Source organism: Paraburkholderia ferrariae NBRC 106233, assembly GCF_000685035.1.
GTDB lineage: Bacteria > Pseudomonadota > Gammaproteobacteria > Burkholderiales > Burkholderiaceae > Paraburkholderia > Paraburkholderia ferrariae.
On record NZ_BAYB01000012.1, the window covers coordinates 1 to 18,223 of the forward strand.

Annotated in this window: 15 protein-coding genes; 6 read left to right on the forward strand and 9 right to left on the reverse strand. The window is 64.5% G+C overall.

Features of this window, described 5'->3' with window-relative positions:
• The first annotated feature begins 2 nt into the window (after positions 1–2).
• The 4 genes from BFE01S_RS13865 to BFE01S_RS13880 are packed head-to-tail and all read left to right on the forward strand — an operon-like array spanning position 3 to position 4,709.
• Positions 3–821 (forward strand): glycosyltransferase family 2 protein, encoded by an 819-nt coding sequence (locus BFE01S_RS13865; protein WP_052420874.1) that lies wholly within the window; start codon positions 3–5, stop codon positions 819–821.
• Positions 818–1,792, forward strand: a complete 975-nt coding sequence (locus tag BFE01S_RS13870) for an NAD-dependent epimerase/dehydratase family protein (protein WP_028226031.1) — start codon at positions 818–820, stop codon at positions 1,790–1,792. The genes BFE01S_RS13865 and BFE01S_RS13870 overlap by 4 nt, the downstream gene beginning before the upstream one ends.
• 20 nt (positions 1,793–1,812) lie before the next feature.
• Positions 1,813–2,826, forward strand: coding sequence for an MraY family glycosyltransferase (locus BFE01S_RS13875; RefSeq protein ID WP_245621102.1), 1,014 nt, complete (start codon positions 1,813–1,815; stop codon positions 2,824–2,826).
• A complete protein-coding gene (locus BFE01S_RS13880; RefSeq protein ID WP_028226033.1) occupies positions 2,826–4,709 on the forward strand; it encodes a polysaccharide biosynthesis protein in 1,884 nt (627 codons plus the stop codon). The genes BFE01S_RS13875 and BFE01S_RS13880 overlap by 1 nt, the downstream gene beginning before the upstream one ends.
• Positions 4,710–4,763: 54 nt before the next feature.
• Here BFE01S_RS13880 and cysC read toward each other — a convergent pair whose 3' ends face one another.
• The 5 genes from cysC to BFE01S_RS13905 all read right to left on the reverse strand — a co-directional run bounded on the left by cysC (position 4,764) and on the right by BFE01S_RS13905 (position 10,722).
• Positions 4,764–5,369, reverse strand: coding sequence for an adenylyl-sulfate kinase (gene cysC, locus BFE01S_RS38555; protein ID WP_245621103.1), 606 nt, complete (start codon positions 5,367–5,369; stop codon positions 4,764–4,766).
• A 155-nt stretch (positions 5,370–5,524) separates the two neighbouring features.
• Positions 5,525–6,556 (reverse strand): UDP-glucose 4-epimerase GalE, encoded by a 1,032-nt coding sequence (gene galE, locus BFE01S_RS13890; RefSeq protein WP_028226034.1) that lies wholly within the window; start codon positions 6,554–6,556, stop codon positions 5,525–5,527.
• A gap of 35 nt (positions 6,557–6,591) precedes the next feature.
• Positions 6,592–7,752, reverse strand: a complete 1,161-nt coding sequence (locus BFE01S_RS13895) for a glycosyltransferase family 4 protein (RefSeq protein WP_042337655.1) — start codon at positions 7,750–7,752, stop codon at positions 6,592–6,594.
• Between the two features lie 883 nt (positions 7,753–8,635).
• The gene (locus tag BFE01S_RS13900) at positions 8,636–9,454 is read right to left on the reverse strand and encodes a glycosyltransferase (RefSeq protein WP_028226036.1); all 819 of its coding nucleotides are present in this window, start codon (positions 9,452–9,454) and stop codon (positions 8,636–8,638) included.
• Positions 9,451–10,722 carry an oligosaccharide flippase family protein gene (locus tag BFE01S_RS13905; protein ID WP_028226037.1) on the reverse strand — a complete coding sequence of 424 codons (1,272 nt, stop codon included), beginning with the start codon at positions 10,720–10,722 and terminating at the stop codon, positions 9,451–9,453. The genes BFE01S_RS13900 and BFE01S_RS13905 overlap by 4 nt, the downstream gene beginning before the upstream one ends.
• A 305-nt stretch (positions 10,723–11,027) precedes the next feature.
• Here BFE01S_RS13905 and BFE01S_RS13910 point away from each other — a divergent pair, with 305 nt between their 5' ends.
• The gene (locus tag BFE01S_RS13910; protein WP_028226038.1) at positions 11,028–12,422 is read left to right on the forward strand and encodes a phosphomannomutase/phosphoglucomutase; all 1,395 of its coding nucleotides are present in this window, start codon (positions 11,028–11,030) and stop codon (positions 12,420–12,422) included.
• 222 nt (positions 12,423–12,644) lie between these two features.
• The gene (locus BFE01S_RS13915) at positions 12,645–13,013 is read left to right on the forward strand and encodes a GtrA family protein (RefSeq protein ID WP_028226039.1); all 369 of its coding nucleotides are present in this window, start codon (positions 12,645–12,647) and stop codon (positions 13,011–13,013) included.
• On the opposite strand, the gene BFE01S_RS38560 is transcribed toward BFE01S_RS13915, so the two are convergent.
• From BFE01S_RS38560 to BFE01S_RS13935, 4 genes are read right to left on the reverse strand one after another with little or no spacing between them, the layout of a single operon-like run.
• On the reverse strand, positions 13,010–14,293 hold the full coding sequence (locus BFE01S_RS38560; protein ID WP_169742630.1) for a glycosyltransferase family 87 protein: 1,284 nt from the start codon (positions 14,291–14,293) through the stop codon (positions 13,010–13,012). The genes BFE01S_RS13915 and BFE01S_RS38560 overlap by 4 nt on opposite strands.
• A 27-nt stretch (positions 14,294–14,320) precedes the next feature.
• A complete protein-coding gene (locus BFE01S_RS13925) occupies positions 14,321–15,415 on the reverse strand; it encodes a glycosyltransferase family 2 protein (protein ID WP_042337656.1) in 1,095 nt (364 codons plus the stop codon).
• Positions 15,412–16,686: a glycosyltransferase family 87 protein gene (locus BFE01S_RS38565; protein ID WP_042337657.1), complete on the reverse strand. Its 1,275-nt coding sequence runs from the start codon at positions 16,684–16,686 to the stop codon at positions 15,412–15,414. The genes BFE01S_RS13925 and BFE01S_RS38565 overlap by 4 nt, the downstream gene beginning before the upstream one ends.
• The gene (locus tag BFE01S_RS13935) at positions 16,683–17,924 is read right to left on the reverse strand and encodes a glycosyltransferase family 87 protein (protein ID WP_028226041.1); all 1,242 of its coding nucleotides are present in this window, start codon (positions 17,922–17,924) and stop codon (positions 16,683–16,685) included. Before BFE01S_RS13935 ends, BFE01S_RS38565 begins: the two co-directional genes overlap by 4 nt.
• Positions 17,925–18,223: the final 299 nt, after the last annotated feature.

The following is an 18,223-nucleotide window of genomic DNA, read 5'->3' on the forward strand; positions in this document are numbered from 1 at the left end:
CGATTCCTTTGAAACTCTCCACGTCGGTGGTCGCGTTCCGGCCCGATCAGGCATTGCTGGCTTCTACGCTGTCCGGCCTCGCCACAGCGGGCGCCGCGCTGAAGCGGGCCGGCCAGGAAGAGGCAGTCCATCTCTACCTGATCGATAACGGTGGCACGCCGGACATGGGTGTAAGCCTCGATGCGCTAGCGCACGCCGGGATTGGCCACACATTGATCGCCGGGCACGGCAACGTCGGCTATGGTCGCGGCCACAATCTGGCCATTGCGCGGCCGCTCGGGCAATACCATCTGATTCTGAATCCTGACATCGATATGAATTCCGATGCGCTGGAGGCAGCAATCGACTTCATGGATGCGCACCCGGAGGTAGGCCTCCTTACGCCGGCCATATTCGACGATGCGGGCCAGATGCAGTACCTCTGCCGCGAGTACCCCACGCTCGTCGACCTTCTGGTCCGAGGCTTCTTGCCGGCATCGATGCGTCGCCCGTTTGCGCGCCGGCTCGCGCGCTATGAGATGCGTGCTCACATCAACCCGAGCGATACGTTCTGGGATCCGCCTATCGTGAGCGGATGTTTCATGCTGTTCCGCTCGGAAGTCCTGAAAAAGCTCGACGGATTCGATCCCCGCTATTTCCTGTACTTCGAGGACTATGATTTGAGCCTGCGGGCCCACGACCTGACGCGTGTTGCCTATGTGCCGGCGGTGCGCGTGCGGCACCACGGGGGCGGCGCTTCGCGCAAGGGTACGGCACACATTCGCATGTTTGCCCAGTCGGCCTTCAAATTCTTCAATCGGTTCGGGTGGAAGTGGGTTTGAGCAGCATTCTGGTCACCGGTGCGAACGGCTTCGTCGGGCACGCGCTTTGCGGCGCGCTGGCGAGTCATGGCCACGATGTGACGGCACTCGTACGCCGTCCAGGCGCGTTCACCGGCGCCACGCGCCAATGGAGCCACGGAGAAGCGGACTTTTTGGGGCTGGCCGAGGCCTGGCCGCGCGATTTTGCACCCGACTGCGTCGTGCATCTCGCTGCGCGCGTACATGTCATGAACGACACGGTGGCGGATCCGCTTGCCGCCTTTCGTGCGACCAACGTCGAAGGTACGTTGCGGGTGGCGCGGGCCGCGCATGAACGCGGCGTGCGGCGTCTGGTGTTCGTCAGCAGCGTGAAGGCGGCGGCGGAGTGGGACGGCGGCGTGCCGCTCGCCGAATCCATGCCGGTTTCGCCCGCCGGCGCGTATGGCTGCTCGAAACTGCAGGCCGAGGAGGCGCTCTGGCAATATGGCGCACAGAGCGGTCTCGAAATCGTGATCGTGCGGCCGCCGCTGGTTTATGGGCCGGGTGTCGGCGCGAACTTTCTTCAGATGATGAATGCGCTGTGGCGTCGTTTGCCGCTGCCGCTTGGGGCAGTCGAAGCGCGCCGCAGCATCGTTTATGTGGAAAACCTCGCGGATGCGCTCATGCATTGCGCCATTGACCCGCGCGCTGCCAATTTGTGCTTCTACGTGCGAGACGATCAAGATCCGTCGGTGGCCGGCCTGTTGCGTGCATTGGGGAGCCATCTGGGCCGCCCGGCGCGGCTCGTGCCGATGCCCGTCTCTCTGTTGCGCGCGGCAGGCATGCTGACGGGGCGCGTGGCCCAGATCGACCGGCTGACCCAGAGCCTGAGGGTCGACGATTCGTTGATCCGCACGACGCTGGGATGGACCACCCCCTATACGGTGGACGAAGGACTGGCCGCGACCGCGCGCTGGTTTCGCTTCACTCGTGGAATGAACGGAGAGCGCTAAAGCCGATGTTGCAGGCACCCATGTCGATATCCTTGTGCGCCCTGGCGACCGCATTGATTTGCGCCGCGTTGTGCGCGGCGCTGCTGGGCATACTGCTCAAAACAGGCCTCGCGTGGCGTCTCGCTACCGATGTCCCGAACGAGCGTTCGCTTCACGCGCGCCCTACGCCGCGAGTGGGCGGTTGGGGGGTGATACCGGTAGCCGTGCTTGCGATTCTGCTTGTGGCCCCTTCGCTCTGGCTCATTGCCCTCGGCGCCGCTTGGCTTGCGTCGGTTTCGCAGATCGACGACCGCCGTGGTTTGCCGGCGCGTGTGCGTTTTGCTGCACACTTCATTGCTGTGCTGGTCCTCGTTATCGCGTATCCGGCACCGGTTCCCTGGTGGGCTTTGGCGGTTTTGGCGTTTTTGATGCTCTGGCTCATCAATCTCTACAATTTCATGGACGGATCAGACGGTCTGGCGGGGGGCATGGCGCTGGTCGGCTTCGGCGCGTACACTGGTGCGGCGCTTTTTGGACCGGCACAGATGCACGAATTGGGTTGGGCATCTGCCGCAGTTGCGGGGGCTGCGGGAGGATTTTTGCTATTTAATTTTCATCCGGCGAAGATTTTTCTTGGCGACGCCGGGTCGATTCCAAGCGGCTTTCTGGCGGGGGCCCTGGGCTATTGGGGCTGGCGCGGCGGGGCCTGGCCGATCTGGTTTCCTGCGCTTGTGTTCTCCCCTTTTATTGGCGATGCTTCAGTGACGTTGATCCGGCGGCTGCTGCGCGGCGAAAAATTTTGGCAAGCCCACCGTGAACACTACTATCAACGTATGGTTCGTCTCGGGACCGGTCATGCAGCAACGGCACTGACGTGGTATCTGGTCATGTTGGCCGGCGCAATACTTGCTCTTTGGGCCTTGGCATTGTCCACGGCGCTGCAGTGGGGGATCGTTGCAGCCTGGGCTGTTGCCCTGATTCTGATGGGGGCGGCAATTGACGTGCGCTGGCGACGTGTTGAGTCGCTCACCAGACAACCTGAGGTCAAACGCTGATGCTCCGCAATAAAGCCTCCTGGCTCTCGTTCAGCGCTTTTCTCTTCGATATCGGCGGAGTGGCCGCGGCGTGGCTGACCGCGTATCTCCTGCGATTCAACGCGTCCGTCCCAACGGAATTCTGGAGGGGAGCGGTTAGCAGTCTGATCTGGGTGTTGCCGATCTATGCGGTCATGTTCCGTATTTTTGGGCTATATCGCGGCATGTGGGTGTTCGCGAGCCTCCCGGACCTTTTGCGCATCTCGAAGGCAATCATCTCGTCTGCGCTGATCGTCATGGTTGGCTCGGTCATGGTGCAGCCCTCGCCGATCATTCCGCGCTCCGTACTGATCGTCTCGCCGCTTCTGCTGTTTTTTGTCATGGGCGGTGCGCGTGCCCTCTATCGCGCGACCAAAGAGTTTTATCTGTACGGCGGCCTCGTTGCGCAAGGCAAACCCGTGATCGTTGTCGGCGCAGGCGGAGCCGGCGCAAGCCTTGCACGGGAATTGTCGCGTTCTGCGGAGTGGCGCCTCGTAGGCCTTCTGGACGACGATCCAGCCAAGAAAGGCCGGGAGATCCACGGCTACAAGGTACTGGGGCCGATCAGCGAGATCGCGCACTGGGCCGAAGCGCTGCGCTGCGAATTCGCCATTATCGCGATGCCTTCCGCATCGGCGGAGGTCCAGCGCCATGTCGCGACCCAATGTGTGCGCGCAGGCGTGAAGGCGTTCATGCTGCCTGCTTTGACTGAGCTCATGCCGGGACAGGGCTTTCTCTCCCAGGTCCGCAATATCGATCTCGAAGACTTGCTGGGCCGCGACGCGGTCAACATCGACACGCCGCACGTCGAGGCGCTTCTAAGTGGCCGCGTGGTCATGGTGACAGGGGCGGGAGGATCTATTGGCTCGGAGTTATGCCGTCAGATATTGCGTTTCGAGCCGGTACAGCTCGTTGCGCTCGATTTATCCGAATATTCGATGTACCGGCTCACGGAGGAAATCCGGGAGCGGTTCCCAGAGCTCTCCATGGTGCCGATCATTGGCGATGCCAAGGACGCACTTCTGCTTGACCAGGTGATGGCGCGCTACTCGCCTCACATCGTGTTCCATGCTGCGGCCTACAAGCACGTGCCGCTCATGGAAGAGCTCAATGCATGGCAGGCGATTCGCAACAACGTACTGGGTACATACCGGGTTGCACGGGTGGCGATCAAGCACCAGGTCCGGCATTTCGTGCTGATTTCGACGGACAAGGCTGTCAATCCGACGAACGTGATGGGCGCAAGCAAACGTCTTGCCGAAATGGTTTGCCAGGCACTTCAGCAGACCAGTGGGCGTACGCAGTTCGAAACGGTGCGGTTCGGCAATGTGCTCGGCAGCGCGGGTAGCGTGATCCCGAAGTTTCAGCAACAGATCGCGAAAGGCGGCCCGGTTACGGTTACGCACCCGGAGATCACGCGTTTCTTCATGACGATTCCAGAGGCTTCGCAGCTCGTGCTGCAGGCGTCGAGCATGGGGCGCGGCGGCGAGATCTTTATTCTTGACATGGGCAAGCCGGTCAAGATCGTCGATCTGGCCCGCGACCTGATCCGCCTGTATGGATTTACGGATGAGCAGATCCGCATTGCCTATACGGGACTGCGGCCCGGCGAGAAATTGTATGAAGAACTGCTTGCCGATGACGAGGCCACGATGCGCACACCGCATCCGAAGCTGCGTATCGCGCGAGCGAGGGAAGTGCCCGAGAATTTGCTGGACGAACTGTTGCCGTGGCTCATGCAGCACAGGGTGCCGGGAGACGACGAAGTGCGTCGGGATTTGCGCCGTTGGGTGCCTGAATATCAGCCACCGAGTGCGCCGAAGCTGCAAAGTGTCGGCGCAGCATCGGTGCGGGCCGCGAGCTAAAGGCGGGAGCGAAGCGGCAAGACGGTGTCTTGCCGTTGCGACCGGGGAGGGCGATCAGTATTGGTGGGTGTCGTACTGCGGCTGTGGCGCGGGGGCGAGGCGCTGGCCGAGTTCCGTGTCAATACGGCCTGCACGAAAGAGGTGTTCCACGATCTGATCCACACACTGGCGCACGCTTGCGCCTTGCGTGAGCACGGTGACGTCCGGATTTACCGGCCGGTAATAGGGGGCGCCGAGTCCTGTGAATTCTTTAATTTCCCCCTGCCGCGCCCGCTTGTACAAACCCTTGGGATCGCGCGACTCGCAGACTTCAAGCGGGGTATCGACAAAGACCTCGACGAACGAGGCGCTACCAACAATCTTCCTCGCATTTTCACGGTGCTCGGCATTCGGCGAAATCGTAGCCGTAACGGCCACAAACCCCTCCTCACAAAACAACGCCGCCACATGAGCCACGCGCCGGAGGTTCTCCGTGCGCTCTTCGTCGCTGAAACCCAGATCCGAGTTGAGTCCGGTCCGCAGGACGTCGCCGTCGAGCAGCGTTGTCCGCGCGCCGAGCATGCGCATCTGGGTGACGAAAGCATGGGCGATCGTTGACTTGCCGGCACCCGACATGCCGGTCAGCCACACCACGACTCCCTTGGGGGTTGTTGTATTCACTGCGCCCGCTCCAATTCGACGGTTATTGTACAAATTGTAGCGTTTTTTTAATCTATGTAACGGCTATGTAATGAACTGCAACAATAGATGCCAGCGTGTAAAGCCGGTTGGCTGGTGTCGGGCGCAACTTTCCGGCTGAGGGCCGCCGCGGTCTCTTATGCGAACCCGCGCGGATTCTTCTCCTGCCAGCGCCAGTGGTCCTCGCACATGCGCTCGATGCCGAACTGGGCCTTCCATCCCAGCAATTGCCCGGCTGCCGCGGGGTTGGCGTAGCACTCGGCCACGTCGCCGGGCCGGCGATCCACGATTTCGTAAGGAATCGGGCGGCCGCTGGCCGCTTCGAATGCCTTCACGACCTCGAGCACGCTGTACCCTCGCCCCGTTCCAAGGTTCACGACAAAGCCGGCGTCGCGCGCGGCGAGTGTGTCGAGCGCGGACAGGTGCCCTCGTGCCAGGTCGACAACGTGGATGTAGTCGCGCACGCCCGTCCCGTCCGGAGTGGGGTAATCGCTGCCGAACACGCGCAGTTTTTCGAGCTTGCCCACCGCCACCTGGGCCACGTAGGGCATGAGGTTGTTCGGAATGCCCGCCGGGTCCTCGCCGATCAGCCCGCTCTCGTGTGCGCCGACCGGATTGAAATAGCGCAGCACCGCGATGCGCCAGGACGGATCGGAAATGACGAGGTCGCGCAGGATCTGCTCGGCGATGAGCTTGGACTGCCCGTAGGGATTCGTCGCAAAGAGCGGGAAGGTTTCGTCGATGGGCGAGCTCTCGGGCACGCCGTACACCGTGGCGGACGAACTGAAGACGAACTGCTTCACGCCGTGCCGGCGCATCACATTGAGCACGGCCAGCAGGCTGTCCAGATTGTTGCGGTAGTACTCGATCGGCTTGGCGACCGATTCCCCCACGGCCTTGAGCGCCGCGAAGTGGATCACGCCCGTGACGGCATGCTTTTCGAAGATACGGGTGAGGGCTGCTTCGTCACAGGCATCGGCTTCGTAGAACGTGACCGGTTTGCCGGTAATCTGCGTGACGCGAGCGAGCGATTCGCGGCGGCTGTTGACGAGATTGTCCACGACGATTACGTCGTACTCGCCGTTGAGCAATTCGACACAGGTATGCGAGCCGATATAGCCGGCGCCACCCGTGACGAGAATGGTGCCTTTGGAATGTGTGGTTGCCATGCTGTATCCCGTATTTCGAATGAGGTGTAGTGTGCCTAAAACGTTACGCCAGTGAGATGGCGGACGAGTTCACGGTAGCGTTGTATCACAGCGCGTTCGTCGAATTCTTTTTCGATTTTTTTTCTGCCGGCCCCGGCCATTTTCTTGCGTTCGGCCGGTGCGAGCTCCAGCATGTCTGTGAGCCGTTCAGTCAGCGATGCGGCGCTGCGCGCGTCGCAAAGCAGGCCGTTTACGCCATTTTCGACGACTTCCCGGCAGCCGGGTACGTCCGTCGCCACGATGGGACGCCCCATGGCGCTGGCCTCCATCAGCGTTCGCGGTACGCCTTCCCGGTAGGAGGGCAGCACGACGCAATCGGCGGCCTCGATGAAGGGCCGCACGTCGGCCGTTTCGCCGAGGTATTCGACGATGCCCTCGCGCTCCCACGCGGCCACGTCCCCGCGCGAGATCGCGCTCGGGTTGTCCACGCCCACCGGCCCCAGCAACTGGAAGCGCGCACGCGGGTAGCGGGCTTTCAGGGCCCGCGCAGCCTCGACGTACTCGCCAACGCCCTTGTCCCACAGCAGCCGGCCGATCAGCACGAAAGAAAACGTGTCGCGTTCGGGCAGCGGGGTGAAGGCGAACTGTTCGAGATCCACGCCTTCGCCGTGCAGCAGCCGGGCCCGTTCCGGATGAGCCAGCAGATTCCCGCTCCTGAAGGCTGCTTCGTCGTCCTGGTTGAGAAACCACACTTCGCGCGGAAAGCGAAAGGCAAAGCGATAGAGCAGCTTGGCGACCTGCGCGGCCCGGCTCTTCTGGATGAACACGTAGCCAAGCCCTGTCGTAACGGCCAGCGAGGGCACCCGTGCGAGCCATGCCGCGATCGATCCATAGATATTGGGCTTGATCGTGTAATGAAAGACGACGTCCGGCTTGAGTGACCGATAGCGGTGGTAGAGCGCGCGCAGCGTACCGAGGTCGTGCAGGGGATTCGTGCCCTTCGAGGCCACGGGCAGGTCGATGCAGCGGCATCCCATCGCCTCCAGCGGTTCGAAGGTCCGATCACGCGGCGCGATGACGGTGACCCGCGCTCCGGCTTGCGTGAGTGCGCGCAGCAACCCGTGACGATAAGTGTAGATCGCCCAGGCTGTGTTGCAGACGAGTGCGATGTGCAGGGCGGAGGCGGACCGGTTGGCGGGAGCGGCGTGCGAGTTCACAAAGACGGTGTCGGGTTGGTTCAGGGCGTGCGGGCAGGCTGCCGGGATGGGCCGGAAAACCGGACGGATCTGCTGCGGCGCACATTTTAGCCGACGCTCATTTCTCTTACTCCGTGTTACGGCCGGTGCGTTACGTCGTTTGAAAGGTGCCACGTGACCTTTGGCCCCTGAGGCGCGTTTCAGACCCGCCTGGCGTGTCTTCCGTGCCGACGGTAAAACCGTGTCAAGGGCCGCACCGTGGTCCTTGGCACCGCTTCGCCCATGCGCCCCGCATCCCACTGGCACACTTCCCGCCTCCTAACCCCCGCACACGCAGCCGCGAACGTAAGAAGGCGGAAAAACGGGGGCCGAATTTTGAAGACCACGATTCTGGGCGCGGCGAAATCGCGTGCGCCATTTTTGACAGTACTGGGGGAAGGGAGCCTGCAAACGAGCAGCAACCGCCGTCTGGTGCGACTAGCCGCTCGCGGAACGCTACAGCATCTCGATCCACGAGTGCCCCGGCGGGCGCTGGGGCAGTCTCGTCTGGGTAGAGTACGAGCACCGGCTCGTCGGCTATCAGAACCCGTTGCAGGTCGATGCCGGGCTCACCTATACCGAGCCGGCGCAGCTGCGCGTGCGCGAGGCCATCGAGGCGGCCGTGATGCATCTGATCGTGCAGGGCATCAGCGCGGGCACGTGGCATCTCAAGGACGACAAGGACTGGACGGCACGGGCAAAGCCATTTCTGCTTCGCAGGCCGGCGCCACCTGCCGGATCGATCTCGTGCTTCGCGAAGGCGGCGCGCCGCCTGGCGAGTACACCTATGATTGCAGTACGAACAAAAAGTAGCTGCGCCGTGCCGCGCCTTGCTGCCTGGCGCGTTAGCGGAGCAGCGCCTCGCTCACGCGAACAGGCGCCGTTTGATCCGCTGCAGCGTCCGGTAAGGCATGACAAAGTGCAGCAGGCTTTTTGCGAGCCCCGCCCAGTCGCGCCAGTTGAACACATTCAGGTAGGCCAGTTGCAGGCGCAGCGTCGAAACGATCTGCCGGCGCCGCTTCGTGGCGCTGATGCCCCCCTCGTTGACCTCGTAGAAGAGCCCCAGTTCGGGCAGGTTCGCGCAGTCGTAGCGCCGCATCAGCCGCAGGAACAGATCGAGATCCTCGGCGGCCGGGTATTGACGGCGGTAGTTGCCCACGACCTTGACCGCTTCCACGCGCAACATCACGGAAGGATGGACGAGCGGCGAGCGCAGCAGGCGTTCGCGCTTGAGTTGCTGCGGCTGCACTGCCGGGCGCAGCATGAAGAGCGGCTCGCCGCTGCGCGTCACCACCTGGGTCCACATGCCGAGCGCCGCGAGCGCGGGCGAGGCTTCCATGCGCGCGCGCTGCTTTGCGAGCCGCTGCGGCACGCTCAGGTCGCCCGCGTCGATGCGCGCCGCATAGCGGAAGCCGCGCGCCGCGAGTGCGTCGATGCCGGCTTCCAGCGCACGCTCGATGCCGCCGTTCTTCGGCATGCGCAGGATCTCCACCTGCATGCCCGGCAGATCGGGCGCGGCGATCGGCGGCGTGCTGCCGTCGTCCACGACGAGCGCGTAGATCGGCGCGTCCTCCTTGAACGACGCCAGCGTGCGTTCGACATCGGCCTGGCCGTTAAAGGCGGGCATCAGCACGGCGACGTCGGCGAGTGCGCCTTCGCGTGCGGTGGCGGGGGTGTTCGTCATGAGGCCAGCTTGAAGCGGATGTAATAGAAGTTCACGCACGCGGCGGCCACGTAGCCCGCCGCGAGTCCGGCGAGTGCGCCATAGGCGCCGAGGCGCCCGATGGCCACGAGGTTCACGGCAAAGGCCACGGCGAGCGCGAGCAGCCATTTCGCGAGCAGGACGAACTTGGCCTGGTACTTGAGCACGATGAGGTTGCCAATCGCCTCGATGCCCGCGGGCACCGAAAGCCAGACCGCCCAGCGGAAAATGCCGGCCGCCTCGGCGTAGGCGGGGCCGAACACATGGCCGATGATGAAGCCGGCCAGGGCGTCGAGCACGAGCGCACCCGCGATCATCAGCACGGCCGTCATGGCGAAGAGCCGCACGAGGTTGCGCTTGAGCTGCGCCGCTTCCTGCACGCGATAGACAAAGGCGGGGGCGATGGTCTGCGCGAGCATGAGCGCGAGCGTGATCCAGTTTTCGTTGAGCTGCTGCGCGGCCGAGTAGCGGCCCAGATCGGCGAACGAGATCGTGCGTTCGAGCATGAGCCGGTCGAGCTTCAGGAACAGGTACATGCAGATGAGGCCGAGCCAGAACACGGTGCCGGCCGTGGCGAAGTGGCGGAACAGCGTGCGCTCCACGTGCCAGCCGAGCTTGCCGCCATGGCGGCGCCGGTAGTAGAGCACGAGGGCCGCGCCGATCGCGGCCGCTTCGAGCGCCCAGAGCCAGCCGAAGCCCGCGGCCGGGAAAGCCGCGCGCGCGAGCAGCCAGACGAGGAGCGCCTTGATGACGGCCGTCGTCATGCTCGCCAGCAATTGCGGCTTGCTGTAAGTCATGCTCTGCAGCCAGGCGTTGATTACGCCGACGAAAGGCTCGCGAAACAGCATGGTCAACGCGAGCCCGGCGAGCATCGCGCCGACGAGCGGGTCGGTCGCGCCCGCCGCGATGCCCGCCCAGGTCAGCAGCAGCGCGGCGGCCGAGACGCCGATGCGCAAGGCAAACGCACTGCCGAGCACGGTGCCCAGTTCCTGCGGGGGCCGGTTGACGATGGTCGGCACGAGGATCTCCGCGCCGCAGACCCAGGTGATGGGGGCGAGCACGAGCAGCAGCGTATTGGCGTACTGCCACTTGCCGAACACGTCCGGGCCGAAATAGCGCGCCAGCACGCCGCTGATCACAATGGCGACAGCGATCTGCGTGACCCGTTCGAGGCCCAGCCAGACGATGTTGGAGAGCGCCCGCGCCACGTCCGGGTTGGCGTAGCGCCGGATGTTCAAGAGGCTCGGCATGGCGTGGCGGTACGGCGGGCACGCTGCGTGCACAGGGGACGCGCTTCTGGCATCGTCGATTTTATCGTCGGGAAACGGCGAGGCATTAAAATGGGTGCCTTAACAGGTGCATTGGCGGTTCAGGCGCCCGGGAAAAGTCCGGCAGCCTGCGCGTACACGGCTCTGCGCACAGGACGAGCGGCCAAAAAACCGCAATTATAGTTTGTAACGGATTCGACTTTTCGTAACCGCCTGCATAAGAATGCCGCCGCGGTGTGTTACGAATAAGCGCATTATTCAATGAACGACGGACAGCGAGCTTCATCATGATCTCTCAATCGATTTTCAAGGCCTACGACATTCGCGGCGTGGTCGGCAAGACGCTCGACACCGACACGGCCCGCGCCATTGGCCGCGCGTTCGGCAGCGAAGTGCGCGCACAGGGCGGCGACGCCGTGGTGATCGCGCGCGACGGCCGGCTCTCGGGCCCGGACCTGATCCGCGCGCTGGGCGACGGCCTGTGCGAGGCCGGCGTGGACGTGGTGGACGTGGGCATGGTGCCCACGCCGGTGGGCTACTTTGCCGCGAGCGTGCCGCTCAGGCTGCCCGAAGGCGAGCGCGTGATCGATTCGTGCATCGTCGTGACGGGCAGCCACAACCCGCCCGACTACAACGGCTTCAAGATGGTCCTGCGCGGCAAGGCGATCTACGGCGACCAGATCCAGGCGCTCTACCAGCGCATCGTGGCTGGCCGCTTCGACTCGGGCGAGGGCAGCTACACGAAGTACGACATCGCCGACGAATATGTGGCGCGCATCGTGGGCGATGTGAAGCTCTCGCGCCCGATCAAGATCGTCGTGGACACCGGCAACGGCGTGGCGGGCGACCTCGCGCCGCGTCTCTTCAAAGCCATGGGCTGCGAGCTCGTCGAGCTCTTCACGCAGGTGGACGGCACGTTCCCGAACCACCATCCGGACCCTGCGCACCCCGAAAACCTGCAGGACGTGATCCGCGCGCTCAAGGAAACCGATGCCGAAATCGGCTTCGCGTTCGACGGCGACGGCGACCGCCTCGGCGTCGTGACGAAGGACGGCCAGATCATCTATCCGGATCGTCAGCTCATGCTGTTCGCCGAGGAAGTGCTCTCGCGCAACCCGGGCAAGCAGATCATCTACGACGTGAAGTGCACGCGCAATCTCGCGAAGTGGGTGAAGGACAAGGGCGGCGAGCCGCTCATGTGGAAGACGGGCCACTCGCTCGTGAAGGCGAAGCTGCGCGAAACCGGCGCGCCGCTCGCGGGCGAAATGAGCGGCCACGTGTTCTTCAAGGACCGCTGGTACGGTTTCGACGACGGCCTGTACACGGGCGCGCGCCTGCTCGAAATCCTCACGCGCGTGGCCGACCCGAGCCAGTTGCTCAACAGCCTGCCGAACTCGCACGCCACGCCGGAGCTGCAACTGAAGCTGGAGGAGGGCGAGAACTTTGCGCTGATTGCGAAGCTGCAGCAGAACGCGAAGTTCACGGGCGCCGACGAGGTCATCACCATCGACGGCCTGCGCGTGGAGTATCCGGATGGCTTCGGCCTCGCGCGCTCGTCGAATACGACGCCGGTGGTGGTGATGCGCTTCGAAGCCGACAACGACGCTGCGCTCGCGCGCATCCAGGCCGACTTCAAGCGCGTGATCCTCGCGGAAAAGCCGGATGCGAAGCTGCCGTTCTAGTCGGCAGCACGCCCTGCGGCGAGAAGAGCCCGGCTTCTGCCGGGCTTTTTTTGTCTATGGTTGCCGCTCGTTGCTGCTGTGTGCAGCGGTGAACATTCCCACGCGCTTAGCGCAACCGGGCGCGCCGCGATTCCTCCATACTTCATTTCACACATTGTCGCGGGTGCGGGCGGTGCGTCGCGCCGCCGAGATCGCAACCGCTCGCCCGCAGGGGAAACGCACATGCAACGCACGCCGCGCATCGTCAGGTTCATCGTCTCGGGCGGCGTTGCCACGGGCGTCCACGTTTCGGTCGCCTGGTGTGTGTTCGAATGGATCGTGCGCGACTCCACCGTCGCGAACGTCACGGCGTTCGTCGTGGCCAATGTCGTGTCCTTCCTGCTCCAGACGCTGTGGAGCTTCTCCTCGCAGCCGACCTTTGCGCGTTTTCTGCGGTTTGGCGCCGTGTCGCTCGGCGGGTTTCTCGTCGCGGCGCTGATTCCCCTCGCCTGCGGCCGGCAGAATATGTGGCTGCCGACGCTGGCTGTGGTCGTTTGTATTCCCGCCGTTTCGTATGTCATGCACTCGCGCTGGACCTATCGGGCGAGTTAAACGGGAAGCGCGGCGCTGTTCGAGCGGCGGCGGCCCGAGAGGAGAAACGCCTCGCGCAGTATTGCCGCGAGCATGAGCGGCAGCAGCACCACTACCCATTGGCACGTGCCCGTCAGCACGATCGCGAGGAAAGCAGCGCATGGAGCGCACCACGCGGTCGCTGCGAGCGCATACGCGGCATAGATCGCGTAGATCGACGACCGCGGCCCCTGCCGGGAACGCGCATAGGCACACAAATAGATGACCGGCAGCAGCAGCCACGCGAGCTCGTAGTACACCAGATACGGTGGAATGAGCAGTGCCGCAACGACGGCGGCTGCCGTGCAGAGGTTCCGGTCCGCATGCCGGTACCACGCCAGCGCGGTCGTGCCCACGGCGACCGCGGCGAGTGCTCCATGCAGCGCGAGCGCGCAACCCTGCGTGGCGCCCATGTGTTTTGCCAGGGCGAATACGGTTGGCATGGCACACCAGAGATGGCCGCCGTCGCGATCGAGTGCGGCGTCCTGAAACCACGCAAGCGTATGGAGGCACGCCAGCCATAGCGGCCAGCCGAACGAGAACACGCTCACGGCGCACAGGCACGCGGCGCTCCCCATTGCCGCCACCAGAGCCCGATAGTGGCGGCCGCACAGGAACAGGAGGGGAAACAGCGGCGCCAACTGAGGCTTGATGACGAGCAACCCGGCACAGACGCCGGCCCACACGGGCGCGGTGTCGAGCAAGCCGAGCGCGCCGGCGGCGAGGGCGAGCGTCAGCAACGAATTCTGACCGTGCACGGCCATGACCGCAAAACCGGGGAAGGCGAGCACGACGACCCACGGCAGCGGCCTTGTCCGCATGGCCGGTGCGCAGGCCCACAGGCAGGCGCTCAAGCTCACGCCCATGAAGACCGCATAGGCACCCGCATAGCGCAGCAAGGCGAGCGGATACACGAGCAACTGGAAGGGCGGCGGATAGACCCAGGGTCCGAACATCTGCGCGAGCGGCGTGCCGGCCTGCAGCTCGGCCTCGCACGCCAGCATGCGCGACTGATCGAATGCCGCGAGCGCACTGTCGCGTAGCGAAACCTGCGATGCACACCAGAAAACGCGGAAATCGGAGCCGGGCAGCGGGACGCCCGGCACGTGCAGGCGCCAGTACGCGATGGCCCAGATACCCAGCAGCGAGGCTTGCAGCACGAGACACGCCGCACCGTACAGCGCAATGCGATCGCGCGTGAGCCAGCGCAGCGGCGCGATGGGGCCGCGCGCGCCAGCGATGCGCGTCGTCGTGTCGCTCATGACCGGCATGCGTCGCATGGGCGCGGACTACCGGCTCATCACACGCAGACGCGCGCCGCTGCGCCTGCGGGCGAGGTCGATCGCCGCGTTGCCGCTGCCGCGCACGTTGGCAGGTTGCACGGGGAGCGTGCTGACCTTGCTGGGCGCTTCGTAGCGGCGGCGGATCAGATAGATTGGCCGCTTCTTCGATTCGTCGTAGATCCGGCCGATATATTCACCAATCACGCCGATGCCGGCCAACTGGATGCCGCTCATGAAAAGCAGCACCGAAATCAGCGAGGCGTAGCCCGGCACGGGATTGCCGAACAGCACGGTCCGCCCGATGATGAAGCCGCCGTAGCAGAACGCCAGTAAGGCGATTGCGCCGCCGATATAGGTCCAGCTGCGCAGCGGCACGGTGCTGAAGCTCGTGATGCCTTCGAGCGCGAAGTTCCACAGGCGCCAGCCCGAGAACTTGGTGTTGCCCGCGGTGCGCGGCGGGCGCTCGTAGTCGATCGTCACGGTCTGGAAGCCTACCCACGCGAACAGCCCCTTCATGAAGCGGTGGCGCTCGGGCAGGCTGCGCAGCGCGTTGACGACCTGGCGGTCCATGAGGCGAAAGTCGCCCACGTTCTCCGGGATTTTCACTTCGGAGAGCTTATTGTGAACGCGATAGAAGAGCGCGGCTGTAGTGCGCTTGAGGAATGAATCGCAGGCGCGACTGGCGCGCCGTGCGAGCACGACCTCGGCGCCGGCGCGCCAGCGTTCGATCATCTCCGGGATCAGCGAGGGCGGGTCCTGCAGATCGGCGTCGATGACGACGACCGCATCGCCCGATGCCTCGTCAAGCCCGGCGGTGAGCGCCGCCTCCTTGCCGAAGTTGCGCGTGAAGTCCACGACCTTCACGCGGCGGTCCCGCTCGCTCATGGCGACCAGCTTTTCGAGCGTGCCGTCGCGGCTGCCGTCGTTGACGCAGACGATCTCGAAGCGGATTGCCGGCACGCGCCCAAGCACGTCCAGCACCCGTTCGAAGAACGTCTCGACAGCCTCGCACTCGTTGTAGAACGGCGCGACCAGGGAGATCAGCGGCTTCCTTGCGGGCGCGTCGCCCGTGGCTGCGTTGTCGGGGAAGAGGGGCTTCATGGTGTCTCCTGTGCCGCAAGGCGGCAAGCCATACCGGCGGACATGCGTCTCTCGAGGGCGACGCGGCGCAGCAGCATCGCGAGGGTGAGGCAGGTAACGAGAGGGAAGAACTGGAAGTGCAGGCGGTCGATCACCGCGATGCCACTCACGGGTACGACCCAGAGCAGCGCGAGCCACTCTTTCTCCCAGCGCAGAAAACCGCGCTTCAGTGCGTAGCGGGCAAACCAGACGATCAGGATGCCGTACCAGGTGAGGTCGTAGTCGAACAGGTAGGGGCTCACCATCAGCGTTGCGCAGACCAGCGTCGCGGCGCGCAACTCAAAGGCGCACGGGCGCCACCATGCGTAGATCACGGCGAGGGCGCCCACGCAGGCCGATACGCCCTGCAGCGCATAGGCCAGCGAAGTGGGTACGTGGAGCATTCTCGCGAGCGAGAAGAACGTGGGGATGCGCGCGAGCGCGGCCACGCCGCTATCGACGAATCCCGCGATCAGCCCCATGTTCTGCACGAAGGCCTGGAGCGTGCCAAAGCCGAAGGCGAGCGTGGAGACCGCGAGCATGGCGAGCGCGGTGGCGGCAGTCGCGAAGAGCGCGCGCCACGAGCGCGAGCCCAGGAGCGCGAGCGGAATCAGCACGGCAAGGTGCGGCTTGATGCACAGCAGGCCCAGGCAGAATCCGGCAAGCCAGGGCCGGCGCTCGAGCATCACGAGGCCGAGTCCGATAAAGGAGGCGGTAAGCAGGCCGTTCTGGCCGGCGGCCAGAACGATGGCCGCGCCGGGAAACGCGAGCGCGATCAGCGCGACGCGGCGCCTCGGCAGCGTCGCATGGCAGACGGCGACGAACGCGAGCAGCGTGAACCCCAGAAAGACCGTCGCGGCAAGGCGATACGGCATCAGCGCGAGGGGATAGACGAAGAGCAGGAAGGTCGGCGGATACAGCCATGGCAGGAGGCCGACGTCGTGGCCGAGCGCTGCGGTTTCCACCGCCGTGATCGTCGGGACGTGATAGGCGCTCATGGCATGCCCTTGCAGCGCGAGATGCGACGCGCTCCAGAAGGCGACGAAGTCGAGCGAGATCGGGCCGAGGTGCTCGCCGGGGTGCAGCCAGAGCACGCGCACGAGATACGAGAGCGTGGCGAGGACATAGCATGCGAGCGCGACCAGCGGATAAAGCCGCAGGCGTTCGCTGTTCAGCCAATGCGGGCGGGTCTGGCCGACCCGGGAATGCGGCGCGGCGGCGGCGCGCGCGGGCGCCTGGATGAGCGGGTTCATGAACGGACTCCCATCGTGAGGCGCTGGCGGCGCAGGACCATCATCAGCATGAGCAGGAGGACGACCACGCCGGCCTGCGGCAGCCGCGCAACGCTATTGGCGAGCTCGAAGAGCGGCAGCAGCCAGCCCGCGGCGAGCAAGGTTTGCTCGCCGCGCAGCCAGCCCCCGCTCTGGCCGAGGGCGAAGAGGGCAGCAAGCGCAATGCCGAGCCAGGCGAGTTCGTAGTGCCACACATAGGGATTCGCAAGCAGCGTGGCGATGACGAAGACGCTGGCGCGAAGCCGCACGTCGCGCGTGCCGCGCCACACCGAGCAGGCCACGCCGATCGCCACGCAGGTCACGAGCGCCTGCGCCGCGTAGGCGGACCACAGCGGCAAACCGGCCGAGCGCAGGGCGGCAAAGGCGGAGGGCGAGCAGCACCAGAAGTGATCATTGCGCTCGAGAATGGACTCGCGCGCGAAGCGTGTGTTCGCGAGGAACATCGCGAGGGTCTGCGTGCCGCAGAGCAGTGTGCTCGTGAGCGTGAAGAGGCTCGCCGTGATGGCCGCGGAAGTCACCGTACGCCACGCGCGCGTTGCGATCAGCACGAACGGAAAGAGCAGCGCCATTTGTGGCTTGATGCTTAGCAAACCGATCAAAATGCCGGAGAGTACAGGCCGCTTGTCGAGCCAAAGCATGGCGGAGGCGACGAGCGCTGCGGTCAAGAGCGAATTCTGGCCGTAGAGTGCCGCGACGAACACGCCCGGGCTTGCCACGAGCGCGAGGACACCGACGTCGCGCCCGATCGACGTCGATGCGAGGCCCGAGAGACGCATGGCCGCCCACGAGAAAACGACGAGACCGGCAATCGTTGCGAGTGCATAGGAGAGCGGCAGCGGCAGAAGCGAGAGCGGCGTGACGACGAGCAGAAACGTGGGCGGGTAGAGCCACGGCAGGAACGCGAACTCTTCGCGATTGCCGAAGAGCGCGCGCTCGATCGAAGCGAAGGTCGCCGGGTCGTAGGCCTGCCAGCTCGCGCCGTGCAGCATCACGTGCGACGCCGCCCAGAATACGGAGAAGTCGGTGGCGGGGCGGGCAATGCCCGTGTCCGTGAAGCCGGTGCTGTGCAGGGACCAGATGGCAATGAACACGGCGTAGAGCGCGAGCGCCGCAAGAGCGTACAGGCGAACCCGCGAGCGTGTGATCCAGGTGCGTACTGGCCGTCGTGTCCCGATGGCTTCTTTGATGGAAAGATCCATATCCCCGTCCGTTCGTGATGACCCGACCTCTTGCTCGTGCCGGATTCCGAATGAAATTTGTGTTGTGTCTGGTCTGCTTTTTGTCGATCCGGTCTGCCGGTCAGCCGGATCTTGTTGGCGAATTATGTTCGACCGGAATTGCCCCATTCAATGCCATTCGATCCGCGAGCGTGACGAATCGAACATTTCGAAATCAATGAAAAAGACGAAGCGGCTTCTGAACGTGCCGCAATCGATTGCGCCCAGAAAATGTTTTTCCTGGCGTCTCGGACACCCCCTCCGGGCAGACCCTGGCTCCG